The 16596-nt window shown below is 51.2% G+C and carries 15 protein-coding genes; 12 read left to right on the top strand and 3 right to left on the bottom strand.

Translation table 11 applies throughout. From position 1 onward, the window contains the following. Positions 1–173: 173 nt before the first annotated feature. On the bottom strand, positions 174–1349 hold the full coding sequence (gene ubiF / locus FEK43_RS14620; protein WP_135406198.1) for a 3-demethoxyubiquinol 3-hydroxylase: 1176 nt from the start codon (positions 1347–1349) through the stop codon (positions 174–176). Between the two features lie 145 nt (positions 1350–1494). Between ubiF and miaB the strand changes: the two genes are divergently transcribed. From miaB to hscC, 11 genes are all read left to right on the top strand, one after another. Continuing rightward, the gene (gene miaB / locus FEK43_RS14615) at positions 1495–2919 is read left to right on the top strand and encodes a tRNA (N6-isopentenyl adenosine(37)-C2)-methylthiotransferase MiaB (protein ID WP_000162740.1); all 1425 of its coding nucleotides are present in this window, start codon (positions 1495–1497) and stop codon (positions 2917–2919) included. Between the two features lie 327 nt (positions 2920–3246). Next, positions 3247–4287, top strand: a complete 1041-nt coding sequence (locus FEK43_RS14610) for a PhoH family protein (protein WP_001018040.1) — start codon at positions 3247–3249, stop codon at positions 4285–4287. Beyond that, entirely contained in the window at positions 4284–4751 is a 468-nt protein-coding gene (gene ybeY, locus FEK43_RS14605; protein WP_130206518.1) for an rRNA maturation RNase YbeY, read from the top strand. The genes FEK43_RS14610 and ybeY overlap by 4 nt, the downstream gene beginning before the upstream one ends. Before the next feature lie 89 nt (positions 4752–4840). Further along, positions 4841–5719: a CNNM family magnesium/cobalt transport protein CorC gene (gene corC / locus FEK43_RS14600; protein ID WP_001278605.1), complete on the top strand. Its 879-nt coding sequence runs from the start codon at positions 4841–4843 to the stop codon at positions 5717–5719. Between the two features lie 24 nt (positions 5720–5743). Then, complete coding sequence (lnt, locus tag FEK43_RS14595; protein ID WP_135406197.1) at positions 5744–7282, top strand: apolipoprotein N-acyltransferase; 1539 nt, start codon at positions 5744–5746, stop codon at positions 7280–7282. 395 nt (positions 7283–7677) lie between these two features. Next, positions 7678–8586, top strand: coding sequence for a glutamate/aspartate ABC transporter substrate-binding protein GltI (gene gltI / locus FEK43_RS14590; protein ID WP_001309342.1), 909 nt, complete (start codon positions 7678–7680; stop codon positions 8584–8586). Positions 8587–8755: 169 nt separating this feature from the next. Next, a complete protein-coding gene (gltJ, locus tag FEK43_RS14585) occupies positions 8756–9496 on the top strand; it encodes a glutamate/aspartate ABC transporter permease GltJ (protein ID WP_000020944.1) in 741 nt (246 codons plus the stop codon). Then, entirely contained in the window at positions 9496–10170 is a 675-nt protein-coding gene (gltK, locus tag FEK43_RS14580; RefSeq protein ID WP_069198421.1) for a glutamate/aspartate ABC transporter permease GltK, read from the top strand. Before gltJ ends, gltK begins: the two co-directional genes overlap by 1 nt. Beyond that, positions 10170–10895 (top strand): glutamate/aspartate ABC transporter ATP-binding protein GltL, encoded by a 726-nt coding sequence (gene gltL, locus FEK43_RS14575; RefSeq protein WP_000631384.1) that lies wholly within the window; start codon positions 10170–10172, stop codon positions 10893–10895. The genes gltK and gltL overlap by 1 nt, the downstream gene beginning before the upstream one ends. Before the next feature lie 117 nt (positions 10896–11012). Continuing rightward, on the top strand, positions 11013–11948 hold the full coding sequence (rihA, locus tag FEK43_RS14570; RefSeq protein ID WP_130206509.1) for a pyrimidine-specific ribonucleoside hydrolase RihA: 936 nt from the start codon (positions 11013–11015) through the stop codon (positions 11946–11948). Between the two features lie 83 nt (positions 11949–12031). Then, positions 12032–13702, top strand: coding sequence for a molecular chaperone HscC (gene hscC / locus FEK43_RS14565; RefSeq protein WP_135406196.1), 1671 nt, complete (start codon positions 12032–12034; stop codon positions 13700–13702). A gap of 75 nt (positions 13703–13777) precedes the next feature. On the opposite strand, the gene FEK43_RS14560 is transcribed toward hscC, so the two are convergent. Continuing rightward, the gene (locus tag FEK43_RS14560) at positions 13778–15229 is read right to left on the bottom strand and encodes a J domain-containing protein (RefSeq protein WP_135406195.1); all 1452 of its coding nucleotides are present in this window, start codon (positions 15227–15229) and stop codon (positions 13778–13780) included. Next, on the bottom strand, positions 15226–15933 hold the full coding sequence (locus FEK43_RS14555) for a DUF1266 domain-containing protein (protein WP_135406194.1): 708 nt from the start codon (positions 15931–15933) through the stop codon (positions 15226–15228). Before FEK43_RS14555 ends, FEK43_RS14560 begins: the two co-directional genes overlap by 4 nt. A gap of 101 nt (positions 15934–16034) precedes the next feature. On the opposite strand from FEK43_RS14555, the gene FEK43_RS14550 reads away from it, so the two are divergent. Continuing rightward, entirely contained in the window at positions 16035–16589 is a 555-nt protein-coding gene (locus tag FEK43_RS14550; RefSeq protein WP_130206501.1) for a tetratricopeptide repeat protein, read from the top strand. The last annotated feature ends 7 nt before the right edge of the window (positions 16590–16596 follow it).

The raw sequence follows: 16596 nt of genomic DNA, 5'->3' as shown, positions 1-16596 counted from the left end.
GAATCCTCGTACCCCAGCCACATTAAAAAAGCTCGCTTCGGCGAGCTTTTTGCTTTTCTGCGTACATTCAATGTCGAATGCGATGTTGATACGTCTTATCCTTCAATGTCGGATGCGACGCTGGCGCGTCTTATCCGACCTACGGTTGGCATGCATCCGGCAATGTTGTAAGGCTACAACCCTAACGCATATTTCAGCGCCTGACGTTTCAACACGCCAGCACGCTCCGCAGCCATTAATCCGAGATTACGCACAAAACGCAGCGGCGGCAGATTATTGCTGAATCCGGCATAAAACAGATCCATACCGCTTTGCATAATGAAGTTATCCGCCATGCGCCGCATCTGGTAACGCTTGAGGACAGGATAACTGGCCCACGCTTCGCCATAGCTGCGGGCGTTGACCAGAACATCAATCAGGGCATCAACATCACGATAACCAAGATTCACCCCCTGCCCCGCCAGCGGATGGATGGTATGCGCGGCATCGCCCACCAGCGCCAGCCCCGGCTGCACATACTGCAACGCATGGCGACGTGTAAGTGGAAACGCACCTGCGGCAAGCGGTGTCACGTAACCCAGACGCGACGGGAAATGCTTCGCGATTTCCGCCTGTAACTGCGCCATATTCATATTCTGCAACTGGCGAATGCGCGCCGGAGAGTCATACCACACCAGCGATGCCCAGTTATCAAACAGCGGCAGAAACGCACGCGGTCCGTCCGGGGTAAATTGCTGCCAAGTGCTGTCGCCGGGATCGTTCTCGCACTGTACGCTAATCAACATACACGACTGCGCATACTGCCAGGCATGAACGCCAATTCCCGCCATCTGCCGCACCTGCGAATTTGCGCCGTCGGCACCAATCACCAGCTTCGCGCGGATCACTTCGCCGCCCTTCAGTTCCAGCTCCTGAAGATCATTATGGCGATGCAGCGCAATCAGCGAGGTTGGCACACGTAACGTCACGTTCGGATGCGCTTCCAGCGCCTGCCACAGCGCCTGTTGCAGGACAGTGTTTTCTACCATATAGCCCAGCAACGGTAACTTAAGTTCAGCGGCGTCAAACGCCACATGCGCCGTTTCCCACTCCCAGGTTTCCAGTCTGCGGTAAGGATGGCAACGCATAGCCTGTACTGCATCCCAGACGCCTAAACCTTTAAGCAATGATACCGAAGCCGCACTAATCGCCGAGATCCGCACATCCGGCTGGCTGTCAGCGACAAACGGCGCAGGTTCTGCGTGCTCGATTACCGTTACCGAAAATCCGTGCTGTGCCAGTCCCAGCGCCAGTGCACCGCCGACCATTCCTCCGCCGACAATGGCAATTTCCGTTGGTTGATTTGTCATGGTCAATCATCCTGTTAGCAATATGCTTTAAGTTTACAGGATTTTTACCCCCAAGGGCTGATAACGCTCATACTGGTCACAACGGCAGCAAAGCATTACACTATGCGCCCTGCATTCCTGGCTACTATTTCGCAAGAGCAAGTCGATGACCAAAAAACTCCATATTAAAACCTGGGGCTGTCAGATGAACGAGTACGATTCATCGAAGATGGCCGATCTGCTGGATGCCACCCACGGCTATCAACTGACCGACGTGGCGGAAGAAGCGGATGTGCTGCTGCTGAACACCTGCTCAATCCGCGAGAAGGCTCAGGAAAAAGTCTTCCATCAGTTGGGTCGCTGGAAACTGTTAAAAGAGAAGAATCCGGACCTGATTATCGGCGTCGGCGGCTGCGTGGCATCGCAAGAAGGCGAGCACATTCGCCAGCGCGCCCACTATGTCGATATTATTTTTGGACCGCAAACGCTGCACCGTCTGCCAGAGATGATCAACTCCGTGCGCGGCGACCGCAGCCCCGTTGTAGATATCAGCTTCCCGGAAATCGAGAAGTTCGACCGTCTGCCGGAACCGCGCGCCGAAGGGCCGACTGCGTTTGTCTCCATCATGGAAGGCTGCAATAAATATTGCACCTACTGCGTGGTGCCTTACACCCGTGGTGAAGAGGTAAGCCGTCCGTCTGACGATATTCTGTTTGAGATTGCCCAGCTTGCGGCTCAGGGCGTGCGTGAAGTCAACCTGCTCGGTCAGAACGTGAACGCCTGGCGTGGTGAAAACTACGACGGTACCACCGGATCGTTTGCCGATCTGCTGCGTCTGGTTGCTGCGATCGACGGGATCGATCGTATTCGCTTTACCACCAGCCATCCGATCGAATTCACCGACGATATCATCGAAGTGTACCGCGACACGCCGGAGCTGGTGAGCTTCCTGCACCTGCCGGTACAGAGCGGTTCCGATCGTATTCTGAACCTGATGGGACGTACCCATACGGCGCTGGAGTACAAAGCGATCATCCGTAAATTGCGTGCGGCGCGTCCGGATATTCAGATCAGTTCTGACTTCATCGTTGGCTTCCCTGGCGAAACCACCGAAGACTTCGAGAAAACGATGAAGCTGATTGCCGACGTCAATTTCGACATGAGCTACAGCTTTATCTTCTCTGCACGTCCGGGTACGCCAGCCGCCGATATGGTTGATGATGTTCCAGAAGAAGAGAAGAAGCAGCGTCTGTATATTCTGCAAGAGCGCATTAATCAGCAAGCGATGGCATGGAGCCGCCGGATGCTCGGCACCACCCAGCGTATTCTGGTAGAAGGTACATCGCGTAAGAGCATCATGGAACTTTCCGGGCGTACCGAAAATAACCGCGTGGTCAACTTCGAGGGCACACCGGATATGATCGGTAAATTCGTCGATGTAGAAATTACCGACGTCTACCCGAACTCTCTGCGCGGTAAAGTGGTGCGTACTGAAGATGAAATGGGTCTGCGCGTGGCAGAAACACCGGAATCGGTGATTGCCCGTACCCGCAAAGAAAACGACCTGGGCGTGGGTTATTATCAGCCGTAATTCTCAGGCCCGCCGGTCTGGTAAGTTTTGAGACTGACGACAAACGCAAATTGCCTGATGCGCTACGCTTATCATGCCTACATGATTCCAGCAATATATTGAATTTGCATGAATTTGTAGGCCGGATAAGGCGTTTACGCCGCATCCGGCATGAACAACACGCACTTCGTCAATAATCACTGGCCCGCCGTTCCGGTGGGCCTTGTTTTTTCTCTCTTTATCCCCATCTTTATCGCAATGCTTGCGCCTTTTTCCTGTGGCGTGAATAATTTCGTTATAGGCCGGTGAATGTTCAGCTTCCGGCGGCATACAGATAAGAGGAACAGTTTGAACATAGACACTCGCGAAATCACCCTGGAGCCAGCAGACAACGCGCGTCTGTTGAGCCTGTGCGGCCCGTTTGATGACAACATCAAACAACTCGAACGCCGTCTCGGCATCGAAATCAATCGCCGCGATAACCACTTTAAACTGACCGGCCGCCCGATTTGCGTCACCGCCGCGGCAGACATTCTGCGCAGCCTGTATGTCGATACCGCCCCAATGCGCGGTCAGATTCAGGATATCGAACCAGAACAGATCCACCTTGCGATTAAAGAAGCGCGCGTGCTGGAGCAAAGCGCGGAGAGCGTGCCGGAGTACGGCAAAGCGGTCAATATCAAAACCAAACGCGGCGTAATTAAGCCGCGCACGCCAAACCAGGCGCAGTACATCGCCAATATTCTCGACCATGACATCACCTTCGGCGTTGGGCCGGCGGGTACGGGTAAAACCTACCTGGCAGTAGCTGCGGCAGTTGATGCCCTGGAACGTCAGGAAATCCGCCGTATTCTGCTGACTCGTCCGGCGGTAGAAGCCGGTGAGAAACTGGGCTTCCTGCCTGGCGATTTAAGCCAGAAAGTAGACCCGTATCTGCGCCCGCTGTACGACGCGCTGTTTGAAATGCTGGGTTTTGAGAAAGTCGAGAAACTGATTGAGCGCAACGTTATTGAAGTCGCGCCGCTGGCCTATATGCGTGGTCGTACGCTGAACGACGCGTTTATCATTCTTGATGAGAGCCAGAACACCACCATCGAACAGATGAAGATGTTCCTGACCCGTATCGGTTTTAACTCAAAAGCGGTTATCACCGGCGACGTCACGCAGATCGACCTGCCGCGTAATACCAAGTCTGGTTTGCGTCACGCCATCGAAGTGCTGGCCGATGTCGAAGAGATCAGCTTTAACTTCTTCCACAGCGAAGACGTGGTTCGTCACCCGGTGGTGGCGCGTATCGTTAACGCCTATGAAGCCTGGGAAGAAGCTGAACAAAAACGTAAAGCGGCGCTGGCGGCAGAACGCAAGCGCGAAGAACAGGAACAAAAATGAGTCAGGTGATCCTCGATTTACAACTGGCATGTGAAGATAATTCCGGGTTACCGGAAGAGAGCCAGTTTCAGACATGGCTGAATGCGGTGATCCCGCAGTTTCAGGAAGAGTCGGAAGTGACTATTCGCGTGGTCGACACCGCCGAAAGCCACAGTCTGAATATGACCTATCGCGGTAAGGATAAGCCGACCAACGTGCTCTCCTTCCCGTTTGAAGTGCCGCCTGGCATGGAGATGTCGCTACTGGGCGATCTGGTTATCTGCCGTCAGGTGGTTGAGAAGGAAGCTCAGGAGCAAGGCAAACCACTGGAGGCGCACTGGGCGCATATGGTGGTGCATGGCAGTCTGCATTTGTTAGGTTACGATCACATCGAAGATGACGAAGCAGAAGAAATGGAAGCCCTCGAAACAGAGATTATGCTTGCTCTGGGCTATGAGGATCCGTACATTGCCGAGAAAGAATAATTTGCCAGGCATTTGACTGGCAGATGTCCCCGCCGTTGGTGATTAACGACGGCGTTTTGATTAACTAACATGAGAACCCATACGACGCCATGAGCGACGACAATTCACACAGTAGTGACACGATAAGCAACAAGAAGGGATTTTTCTCCCTGTTACTCAGCCAACTTTTCCACGGTGAACCGAAAAACCGTGACGAACTGCTGGCGCTGATCCGTGATTCCGGGCAGAACGACCTTATCGACGAAGATACGCGCGATATGCTCGAAGGGGTAATGGACATCGCAGACCAACGCGTTCGCGACATCATGATCCCCCGCTCCCAGATGATTACCCTGAAACGCAACCAGACGCTGGACGAATGCCTTGATGTCATCATCGAGTCCGCCCACTCACGTTTCCCGGTGATTAGCGAAGACAAAGATCACATTGAAGGGATTCTGATGGCGAAAGACTTGCTGCCGTTTATGCGCAGCGATGCTGAAGCCTTCAGCATGGACAAAGTGTTACGTCAGGCGGTTGTCGTTCCTGAAAGTAAGCGCGTAGACCGGATGCTGAAAGAGTTTCGCTCTCAGCGTTACCACATGGCGATCGTCATTGACGAATTCGGTGGGGTTTCCGGTCTGGTGACCATTGAAGACATCCTGGAACTGATTGTTGGTGAGATTGAAGACGAGTATGACGAAGAAGATGATATCGACTTCCGTCAGCTGAGTCGTCATACCTGGACTGTGCGCGCACTGGCTTCCATTGAAGATTTCAACGAAGCGTTCGGCACCCACTTTAGCGATGAAGAGGTTGACACCATCGGTGGTCTGGTGATGCAGGCGTTTGGGCATCTTCCGGCGCGTGGCGAAACCATCGACATCGACGGTTACCAGTTCAAAGTGGCGATGGCTGACAGTCGGCGTATTATTCAGGTTCATGTCAAAATCCCGGATGACTCACCCCAGCCGAAGCTGGATGAATAAAACCGAAACTGGATAGATAACTACATGGCTTTTGCCTCATTAATTGAACGCCAGCGCATTCGCCTGCTGCTGGCGTTATTATTCGGTGCCTGCGGAACGCTGGCCTTCTCTCCTTACGACGTCTGGCCTGCGGCGATTATTTCGCTGATGGGGCTTCAGGCGTTGACCTTTAACCGCCGTCCACTCCAGTCTGCCGCTATTGGCTTTTGCTGGGGATTTGGCCTCTTTGGCAGCGGTATTAACTGGGTCTATGTCAGCATCGCGACCTTTGGCGGAATGCCTGGCCCGGTTAACATCTTCCTGGTGGTACTGCTGGCGGCGTATCTGTCGCTGTATACCGGACTGTTTGCTGGCGTGTTGTCGCGTCTGTGGCCGAAAACCACCTGGCTACGCGTGGCGATTGCCGCCCCTGCTCTCTGGCAGGTGACCGAGTTTCTGCGCGGTTGGGTACTGACAGGCTTCCCGTGGTTGCAGTTCGGCTATAGCCAGATTGATGGCCCGTTAAAAGGGCTGGCACCGATAATGGGCGTAGAAGCCATTAACTTCCTGCTGATGATGGTAAGCGGCCTGCTGGCACTGGCGTTAGTCAAACGCAACTGGCGTCCGCTGGTGGTGGCTGTCGTACTGTTTGCCCTTCCCTTCCCGCTGCGTTACATCCAGTGGTATACCCCGCAACCGGAGAAAACCATTCAGGTTTCGATGGTTCAGGGCGATATTCCGCAATCGCTGAAGTGGGACGAAGGCCAGCTTCTTAATACGCTGAAGGTTTACTACAACGCAACGGCACCACTGATGGGTAAATCGTCGCTGATCATCTGGCCGGAGTCGGCAATTACCGATCTGGAAATGAATCAGCAACCATTCCTCAAAGAGCTGGATGGCGTTCTGCGTGAGGAAGGTAGCTCGTTGATCACCGGGATTGTCGATGCGCGCCTCAATAAGCAGAACCGCTACGATACCTACAACACCATCATCACGCTGGGTAAAGGTGCGCCGTACAGCTATGAATCAGCCGATCGCTATAACAAAAACCATCTGGTGCCGTTTGGCGAGTTTGTCCCGCTGGAGTCGATTCTGCGTCCGTTAGCACCGTTCTTTGATCTGCCGATGTCGTCATTCAGCCGTGGGCCATATATCCAGCCACCGCTGTCGGTGAACGGCATTCAGCTCACTGCGGCCATTTGCTACGAGATCATTCTCGGCGAGCAAGTGCGCGATAACTTCCGCCCGGATACCGACTATCTGCTGACTATCTCCAACGATGCGTGGTTTGGTAAGTCTATTGGTCCATGGCAGCACTTCCAGATGGCGCGAATGCGTGCGCTGGAGCTGGCGCGCCCACTGCTGCGCAGCACCAACAACGGCATTACGGCGGTGATTGGTCCTCAAGGTGAGATTCAGGCGATGATCCCGCAATTCACCCGCGAGGTGTTAACCACTAACGTGACGCCGACTACCGGACTCACGCCATACGCACGTACCGGCAACTGGCCGCTTTGGGCGCTGACGGCGCTGTTTGGTTTTGCCGCTGTGTTGATGAGTCTGCGTCAGCGACGTAAATAATCCCTTCTTATCGTGCCGGAATACATCCCGTATTTCGGCACGCTCGCCGGATGCGGCATGCACACCTTTTCCACCTTCACCATTCTTCTGTCCATTTCTGGCACATCTATTGCTTTGTTATACAAGGCAAACCTTGAACCGGCATTAGCGCAACCCGGTTGCACCACAACAATCCACCGGTAGCACCAAAAAGGTGCATTTTAAGAATTTTGCTTCGGAATGGTGCGGTGCATCTCGCAAAAACAAACAATAAAACAGCAATATCTTTACATTTAGCCAAACTAAATGTTACCTAACAAGCACAACACTGCACAATAAAGTTGCAGATGATAACAACACAAACACTCACAACGGGTATCCATGCGTTTTTAACGCAGAAGATAAAGGAGTTGGATATGCAATTACGTAAACCTGCCACAGCAATCCTGGCCCTGGCGCTTTCCGCAGGACTGGCACAGGCAGATGACGCCGCCCCGGCAGCGGGCAGTACACTAGACAAAATCGCCAAAAACGGTGTGATTGTCGTCGGTCACCGTGAATCTTCAGTACCTTTTTCTTATTACGACAATCAGCAAAAAGTGGTGGGTTACTCGCAGGATTACTCCAACGCCATTGTTGAAGCAGTGAAAAAGAAACTCAACAAACCGGACTTGCAGGTGAAACTGATTCCGATCACCTCACAAAACCGTATTCCTCTGCTGCAAAACGGCACTTTCGATTTTGAATGTGGTTCTACCACTAACAACGTCGAGCGCCAAAAACAGGCGGCTTTCTCCGACACTATTTTCGTGGTCGGTACGCGCCTGCTGACCAAAAAAGGCGGCGATATTAAAGATTTTGCCGACCTGAAAGACAAAGCCGTCGTAGTCACTTCCGGCACCACCTCTGAAGTTCTGCTCAACAAACTGAATGAAGAGCAAAAAATGAACATGCGCATCATCAGCGCCAAAGACCACGGTGACTCTTTCCGCACCCTGGAAAGCGGTCGTGCCGTTGCCTTTATGATGGATGATGCCCTGCTGGCCGGTGAACGTGCAAAGGCGAAGAAACCAGACAACTGGGAAATCGTCGGCAAGCCGCAGTCTCAGGAAGCTTACGGTTGCATGTTGCGTAAAGACGATCCGCAGTTCAAAAAGCTGATGGATGACACCATCGCGCAGGTGCAGACCTCCGGTGAAGCGGAAAAATGGTTTGATAAATGGTTCAAAAATCCAATTCCGCCGAAAAACCTGAACATGAATTTCGAACTGTCGGACGAAATGAAAGCACTGTTCAAAGAACCGAATGACAAAGCACTGAACTAATTACAAGAACCAGGGGCGGAAATTCCAGCCCTCTCGATTGTTACGTAGCACGGACAGACTATACGCCTGATGGTCGTTCCCCATCGGGCCTGAAAACCGCAATACGCTGGGTAACAATCTTCGAGGGTAGCAGTTAACGCTGCTACCCTCTTTTTTCTGGAGTAGATTTATGTCTATAGACTGGAACTGGGGTATTTTTTTACAACAAGCCCCGTTCGGCAACACCACCTATCTTGGTTGGATCTGGAGTGGTTTTCAGGTGACGATCGCTTTGTCGATCTGCGCCTGGATTATCGCTTTCCTCGTCGGTTCATTTTTCGGCATTTTACGTACCGTTCCAAACCGTTTTCTCTCCGGTCTGGGTACGTTGTATGTCGAACTGTTCCGCAACGTGCCGTTGATTGTGCAATTCTTTACCTGGTATCTGGTGATCCCAGAGCTGCTGCCGGAGAAAATCGGCATGTGGTTTAAGGCGGAACTGGACCCAAATATTCAGTTTTTCCTCTCCTCTATGCTCTGCCTGGGGCTGTTTACTGCGGCTCGCGTTTGCGAACAAGTACGCGCCGCAATCCAGTCACTACCGCGCGGGCAGAAGAATGCCGCGCTGGCAATGGGGCTGACGCTGCCGCAGGCTTACCGCTATGTGCTGCTGCCTAACGCTTATCGCGTTATCGTCCCGCCGATGACTTCCGAGATGATGAACCTGGTGAAAAACTCCGCCATCGCCTCGACTATCGGTCTGGTAGATATGGCGGCGCAGGCGGGTAAATTGCTCGACTACTCGGCCCACGCCTGGGAGTCGTTTACCGCCATCACGCTGGCGTATGTGTTGATTAACGCGGTTATCATGCTGGTGATGACGCTGGTTGAACGTAAAGTTCGCCTGCCCGGCAATATGGGGGGCAAATAATGTACGAGTTTGACTGGAGTTCCATTGTCCCTTCCCTGCCATATCTGCTGGACGGGCTGGTGATCACCTTGAAAATCACCATTACGGCGGTGGTCATTGGTATTTTGTGGGGCACCATGCTGGCGGTGATGCGCTTGTCCAGCTTTGCGCCCGTGGCGTGGTTTGCCAAAGCCTACGTTAACGTTTTCCGCTCAATTCCTTTAGTCATGGTTCTGCTGTGGTTTTACCTGATTGTGCCGGGTTTTCTGCAAAACGTGCTGGGATTATCGCCAAAAAATGATATCCGTTTAATTTCGGCGATGGTGGCGTTTTCGATGTTTGAAGCGGCCTACTATTCAGAGATTATCCGCGCCGGTATTCAAAGTATTTCTCGTGGTCAGTCAAGCGCCGCGCTGGCGTTGGGGATGACTCACTGGCAGTCGATGAAACTGATTATTCTGCCGCAGGCGTTCCGCGCGATGGTGCCGCTGCTACTCACTCAGGGTATCGTACTGTTCCAGGATACCTCACTGGTGTATGTGTTATCTCTGGCCGATTTCTTCCGTACCGCCTCAACCATTGGTGAGCGTGATGGTACGCAGGTCGAGATGATCCTGTTTGCCGGATTTGTTTATTTCGTTATTAGCCTTAGCGCGTCGTTGTTGGTCAGCTACTTGAAAAGAAGGACAGCATAATGATTACCCTGAAAAATGTTTCAAAATGGTATGGTCACTTTCAGGTGCTGACCGACTGCTCAACCGAAGTGAAAAAAGGCGAAGTGGTGGTGGTTTGCGGCCCGTCTGGTTCTGGCAAATCAACGCTGATTAAAACCGTCAACGGCCTCGAACCGGTGCAGCAAGGTGAAATCACCGTTGATGGCATAGTGGTTAACGACAAGAAAACCGATCTGGCAAAGCTGCGTTCCCGCGTCGGGATGGTGTTCCAGCATTTCGAGCTGTTCCCTCATCTGTCGATTATCGAAAACCTGACCCTGGCGCAGGTGAAAGTGCTTAAACGCGATAAAGCGCCGGCTCGTGAAAAAGCATTGAAATTGCTGGAGCGCGTGGGACTTTCCGCACATGCCAATAAGTTTCCGGCGCAGCTTTCCGGCGGTCAGCAGCAGCGTGTGGCGATCGCTCGCGCATTGTGCATGGATCCTATTGCGATGCTGTTCGACGAACCGACATCGGCGCTGGATCCGGAGATGATCAACGAAGTGCTGGACGTGATGGTGGAACTGGCGAACGAGGGGATGACCATGATGGTGGTGACCCACGAAATGGGCTTTGCCCGTAAAGTGGCGAATAGAGTGATCTTTATGGACGAGGGAAAAATTGTCGAAGACTCGCCGAAAGACGCTTTCTTCGATGATCCGAAATCGGACCGCGCAAAAGACTTCCTCGCGAAAATCCTGCACTAATCCTTCTGGCGCGCATACCCAGGTGCGCGCCATCTCACGCTTTATCGTTTCGGTCCTCGTATCTGTTACATTCCGGCGTTACCCTTGTCGCAAAGAAACACACAACAAGGAGCAACAATGGCACTGCCAATTCTGTTAGATTGCGACCCAGGTCATGACGACGCTATCGCAATAGTTCTCGCCCTCGCCTCACCAGAGCTTGATGTCAAAGCCATCACATCTTCCGCCGGAAACCAGACACCCGATAAAACATTACGCAATGTTCTGCGTATGCTGACCTTGCTTAATCGCACCGATATTCCGGTAGCAAGCGGTGCGGTGAAACCGTTAATGCGTGAGTTGATTATCGCGGACAACGTACACGGCGAAAGCGGTCTGGATGGTCCGGCATTACCGGAACCGACGTTTGCACCGCAAAACTGTACGGCGGTAGAGCTGATGGCGAAAACGCTGCGTGAAAGTGCGGAACCTGTCACCATTGTTTCTACCGGACCGCAAACTAACGTCGCCTTGCTGCTCAATAGCCATCCGGAACTGCACAGCAAAATCGCCCGTATCGTGATTATGGGCGGTGCAATGGGGCTTGGTAACTGGACGCCAGCCGCCGAGTTTAATATTTACGTTGACCCGGAAGCAGCGGAGATTGTCTTCCAGTCAGGGATCCCGGTGGTGATGGCCGGTCTGGATGTCACTCACAAAGCACAAATCCACGTTGAAGACACCGAGCGTTTCCGCGCGATTGGTAACCCAATTTCAACCATTGTTGCCGAACTGCTGGATTTCTTCCTCGAATATCATAAAGACGAAAAATGGGGCTTTGTCGGCGCGCCGTTGCATGACCCATGCACCATTGCCTGGCTATTGAAACCCGAGTTGTTTACCACCGTGGAGCGCTGGGTCGGCGTTGAAACACAGGGGAAATATACCCAGGGGATGACAGTTGTTGATTATTACTATCTGACCGGTAATAAACCGAATGCCACTGTAATGGTCGATGTTGATCGTCAGGGCTTTGTTGATTTACTGGCTGAACGTCTGAAATTTTACGCTTAATACTCCTTATTGATTAAGATCACCACGTTTTACCAGGGTGGTCTTAATCTGGTTATCTCTTTTTCTTTCAAGATATAAATGCAATGGATAATGCAGAACTCGCCATTGGTATCGATCTCGGTACTACCAATAGTTTAATTGCTGTCTGGAAAGACGGTGCCGCACAATTAATTCCAAATAAATTCGGTGAATATTTAACACCATCCATAATTAGCATGGATGAAAATAACCATATTCTGGTCGGTAAACCGGCAGTGTCCAGGCGCACATCGCATCCTGATAAAACCGCAGCGTTATTTAAACGCGCGATGGGCAGTAATACCAACTGGCGTTTAGGCGGTGACACATTTAATGCACCGGAATTATCTTCTTTGGTATTGCGTTCATTAAAAGAAGATGCTGAAGAATTTCTGCAACGTCCGATTAAAGATGTGGTGATCTCTGTTCCTGCTTATTTCAGTGATGAACAACGCAAGCATACCCGTTTAGCAGCAGAGTTAACCGGGCTAAATGCAGTGCGCCTGATTAATGAGCCAACGGCAGCCGCGATGGCGTATGGCCTGCATACGCAGCAAAATACCCGCTCGCTGGTTTTTGATCTCGGTGGCGGCACGTTTGACGTCACGGTGCTTGAATACGCTACGCCGGTGATTGAAGTGCACGCCTCCGCGGGTGATAACTTCCTTGGTGGCGAAGATTTTACTCATATGCTGGTCGATGAAGTTTTAAGACGCGCGGAAGTTGCCAAAACCACGCTTAACGAGAGCGAACTGGCAGCCTTATACGCCTGCGTGGAAGCGGCAAAATGTAGCAATCAATCGCCAATGCACATTCGCTGGCAGTACCAGGAAGAAACACGTGAATGCGAATTTTACGAGAACGAACTGGAAGATTTGTGGTTGCCGCTACTCAACCGCTTGCGTGTGCCGATTGAACAGGCGTTGCGCGATGCACGTCTGAAACCGAGTCAAATCGACAGCCTGGTACTGGTCGGCGGTGCGTCGCAAATGCCGCTGGTGCAGCGAATCGCCGTGCGTCTGTTTGGCAAACTACCGTATCAAAGTTACGACCCGAGCACCATTGTCGCGCTGGGCGCAGCGATCCAGGCCGCCTGCCGCTTACGCAGCGAAGACATTGAAGAAGTGATCCTCACCGATATTTGTCCTTACTCGTTGGGCGTTGAAGTTAACCGCCAGGGCGTTTCCGGCATTTTCTCGCCAATTATTGAACGAAACACCACTGTGCCTGTATCGCGTCTAGAAACTTACTCAACCATGCACCCGGAACAGGATTCAATTACGGTTAACGTCTATCAGGGAGAAAACCACAAAGTTAAAAATAACATTCTGGTGGAATCATTCGATGTGCCGTTGAAGAAAACCGGGGCTTATCAGTCGATTGATATTCGCTTTAGTTATGATATCAACGGGTTGCTTGAAGTTGACGTGCTTCTGGAAGACGGCAGCGTTAAGTCCAGAGTCATTAATCACAGTCCGGTAACATTGAGCGCTCAGCAGATTGAAGAGAGTCGGGCGCGGTTATCCGCATTGAAAATTTATCCGCGCGATATGCTCATCAACCGTACCTTTAAAGCCAAACTGGAAGAGTTGTGGGCGCGTGCGCTGGGTGAAGAGCGAGAAGAGATTGGCCGGGTGATCACCGATTTTGATGAGGCGTTGCAGTCAAACGATATGGCCCGCGTCGATGAGGTTAGGCGGCGGGCGAGCGATTATTTAGCCATTGAGCTCCCATAAACACGACTGCCGGATGCGGCGTAAACGCTGCATCCGGCCTACTCGTAGATCGGATAAGATGCGTCAGCATCACATCTAACTGAGCAACATCGCGATTTTGCCGAGAGCATAACCTATCACCAGCACCGTTAAGCCGATTTTAATAATGCTGGTAATGCTCTGTGGTTTTTCATCCTCATCATTTTTCTCTTCATGATTTTCAGGTATAGGCTCATCGACATCTTCATCCTCCGGCTCGAGTTTCACTTTTGTCAACAGCATCCGGGTGATAATGGCCTCTAATGGATGAGCGTCTCCGCCTTCCAGCCTTGTATTAAGACGGGCCAGCATCTCTTGTTTCGGAAACGCTTCCAGTACTACCTGTTCCGCTACCCGATACAGATCCAGTAACGGTGAATCTTGCCCTGTCTCGCTACCGACTCTCGATTTCCACCACGCCCATGCTTTGCGTTTGAAGAATAACGACTCGATAAACGATTGACCTAACGGCGATAATTTTCCGCTATGTAAAATTTCCGCCCATAACAGCCGCGTCCAGGCGCTCTCGCCAGGGACATATTTCAGCGGCTTACCTTGTGCATCAATCATGCTTCGCGCTTCGATAACCATCGCTAATAACGCGAAGTAATCCGGGCAATGACGCTTGCTCCACTGCAACAACAAATAATCCGCTTGTGTAGATGGGTAACTCTCCCAGTATGCGCAGAGATCGGCAAGCAGACTTTCCCCCTCACCGCAGTACAACCGTTGTGCACACGAGTAATATCGGGCATCTCCGCTTTCTGGTTCTTCCGTTTGCCACTGTTGGGCAACAGGAATGAGTTCCGCCATACCTGTTTGCACCGAGCTATACCAGCGCAACAATTTGCGATGCAACTTCGCATCATCAGGAATTAACCATGGACCTGCCATCGCCAAAAATGCAGTGACATAGTCAGGATGGTAACGGCAGCAACGTTCCAGCGCGAAGTAATAATCAACAGTCTGGTTCTGTAACGCGACGGGATATTCCAGAAGGCTAAGGAAATCGAAACAATCCCCAGCCTGAATGGCCTCAAGAAAAGCCTCCCGCTCTTCTTCATCCATTCCTTCGCTGTCACTAAACGAATGCCAGTTCAAACGCTCTGCCAACAAAGATGCACAATTCAATGAAAGATATCGCGCCTTCATAGCGATTGCACACAGCGGCCAGCGTAATTGTTCGACATACTCCATGTTCCAGGTATTTAATTGCTGAATAAATTTCTGCCAGGCGGAGGGCTGAAAACGATCACTTTCCGAAGCCAGTAAGGTTCTGAACGCTTTCAGTGCTTCGTGCTCTTCTGCAAGATCTTTCTCGTTATCAGCATTTTTTTCGTCTGGATTGACCGCAAGTCGCAGCGCCTCTTCATAGGCCTGGCGTAACGCTTTAAACCCCTGCGGATCGGTTTCTGGATGGTACAACGGTAAACGAGCAAGATAAGCCTGACGGATAATATCAACTTGTGTTGTGCTTTCGATTTCGAGGATTTGCCAACATGTTTTCATCGGTCGCTCACATCCTTAAGCGTTGCCGGGCATTCAGGCTGGGCAGTTAATGGCTGCCAGGGAAGCGTGGCATAGAAACGATCGCTTCCCGCTGCCAGCTCTTCGAACATCCGACTCCCGGCGCTATCGTATTTGTACAAGGTCAGCGCCTCGCGTAGCGAAGCGTTGTCTTCGCACTGAGCGGATTGCCAGTAGAGACGTCCTAACGAATAGGCGGAAAAATAGTGCATCCAACTGTGATAGTAATGGTGTGCTCGTTCATAGACACGCGATTGCAGCCATAAACTCTCGTCTTCCGTCAGCCACTTGTTGAGCACACCGACCCGTGACAGAAACCCCATTCGAACATAATCCCAGGCTTTGATTCCCCCTTCCCCGCAGCACATAGCGGTTTGTGCAACAAATTGGGTATAAATCAGCCCTCTGTCAGAGCCACCAGCTATTAATGCTTTCCACTCTTCAGGTGAAGAGCGATGCCATGCCAGATATAACCCGGCTAAATCATTTGCGTGACCATCATCGGTCATTTGGTAAATAGTCTGAATTAAATCATCACGATTATTTATTCCCCAGGATGATGACAGATCAAATTCTTTTACTCCGGTATACATTTTTGGCGAGTCATGTGCAGGCTTGCATCCCTTATTAAGAATCTCCATTGGCGTAGAAAGCGCAAATAGAAGGCGTTGTTCTTCCTTATCCATATATTAACAATCCTTTAAGTACATTAACTGACTACTTTTTTATTAATGATGAGTATAAACTTGACGCTTTCAAAATAAAAAGAAAATCGAAGCATTGATAAATGAACAAAAAAATATATTTTATATTCGCAATATTTATAGTTGCGGCTATCACTTGTATTAGCCAACCTAAGAAAACGACCTTGCGCGATAAAGCTATGGCGAATTATGTCTTTGATTATTTAAGATCACCAGGCAGTCTTCCGTTTACCACGGCAGCAACGGAGCTTTCCGCGATTCATGGTCACTCAACGTCGCAATATCGCCTTGGCGAATTTTATCTTCATGGTAGCGACGGTAAACCACTGGATTATACACAGGCGAGATACTGGTATGAGCAATCAGCAGAACAGGAAAATCCGCGCGCACAAAGCAAACTGGGGTGGATCTACCTGAAAGGTCTGGGAGTCAAACCAGATACCCGTAAAGCAATTCTCTGGTATAAGGAAGCAGCTGAACAAGGGTATGCTCATGCTCAATATACTTTGGGTTTGATCTACAGAAATGGCTCAGGTGTTAATGTTAACCATTATGAATCTCAAAAATGGTTAAAACTGGCCGCCAAACAACATTACAAAAATGCGGAAAGATTGCTTGCCGGGCTTCCCGCACATTAACGTCGAC

Origin of the sequence: Escherichia sp. E2562 (genome assembly GCF_005781075.1) — a bacterium.
GTDB lineage: Bacteria > Pseudomonadota > Gammaproteobacteria > Enterobacterales > Enterobacteriaceae > Escherichia.
Note: the sequence above shows the minus strand (reverse complement) of the source record. Positions and strands in the feature narration are given on the sequence as shown.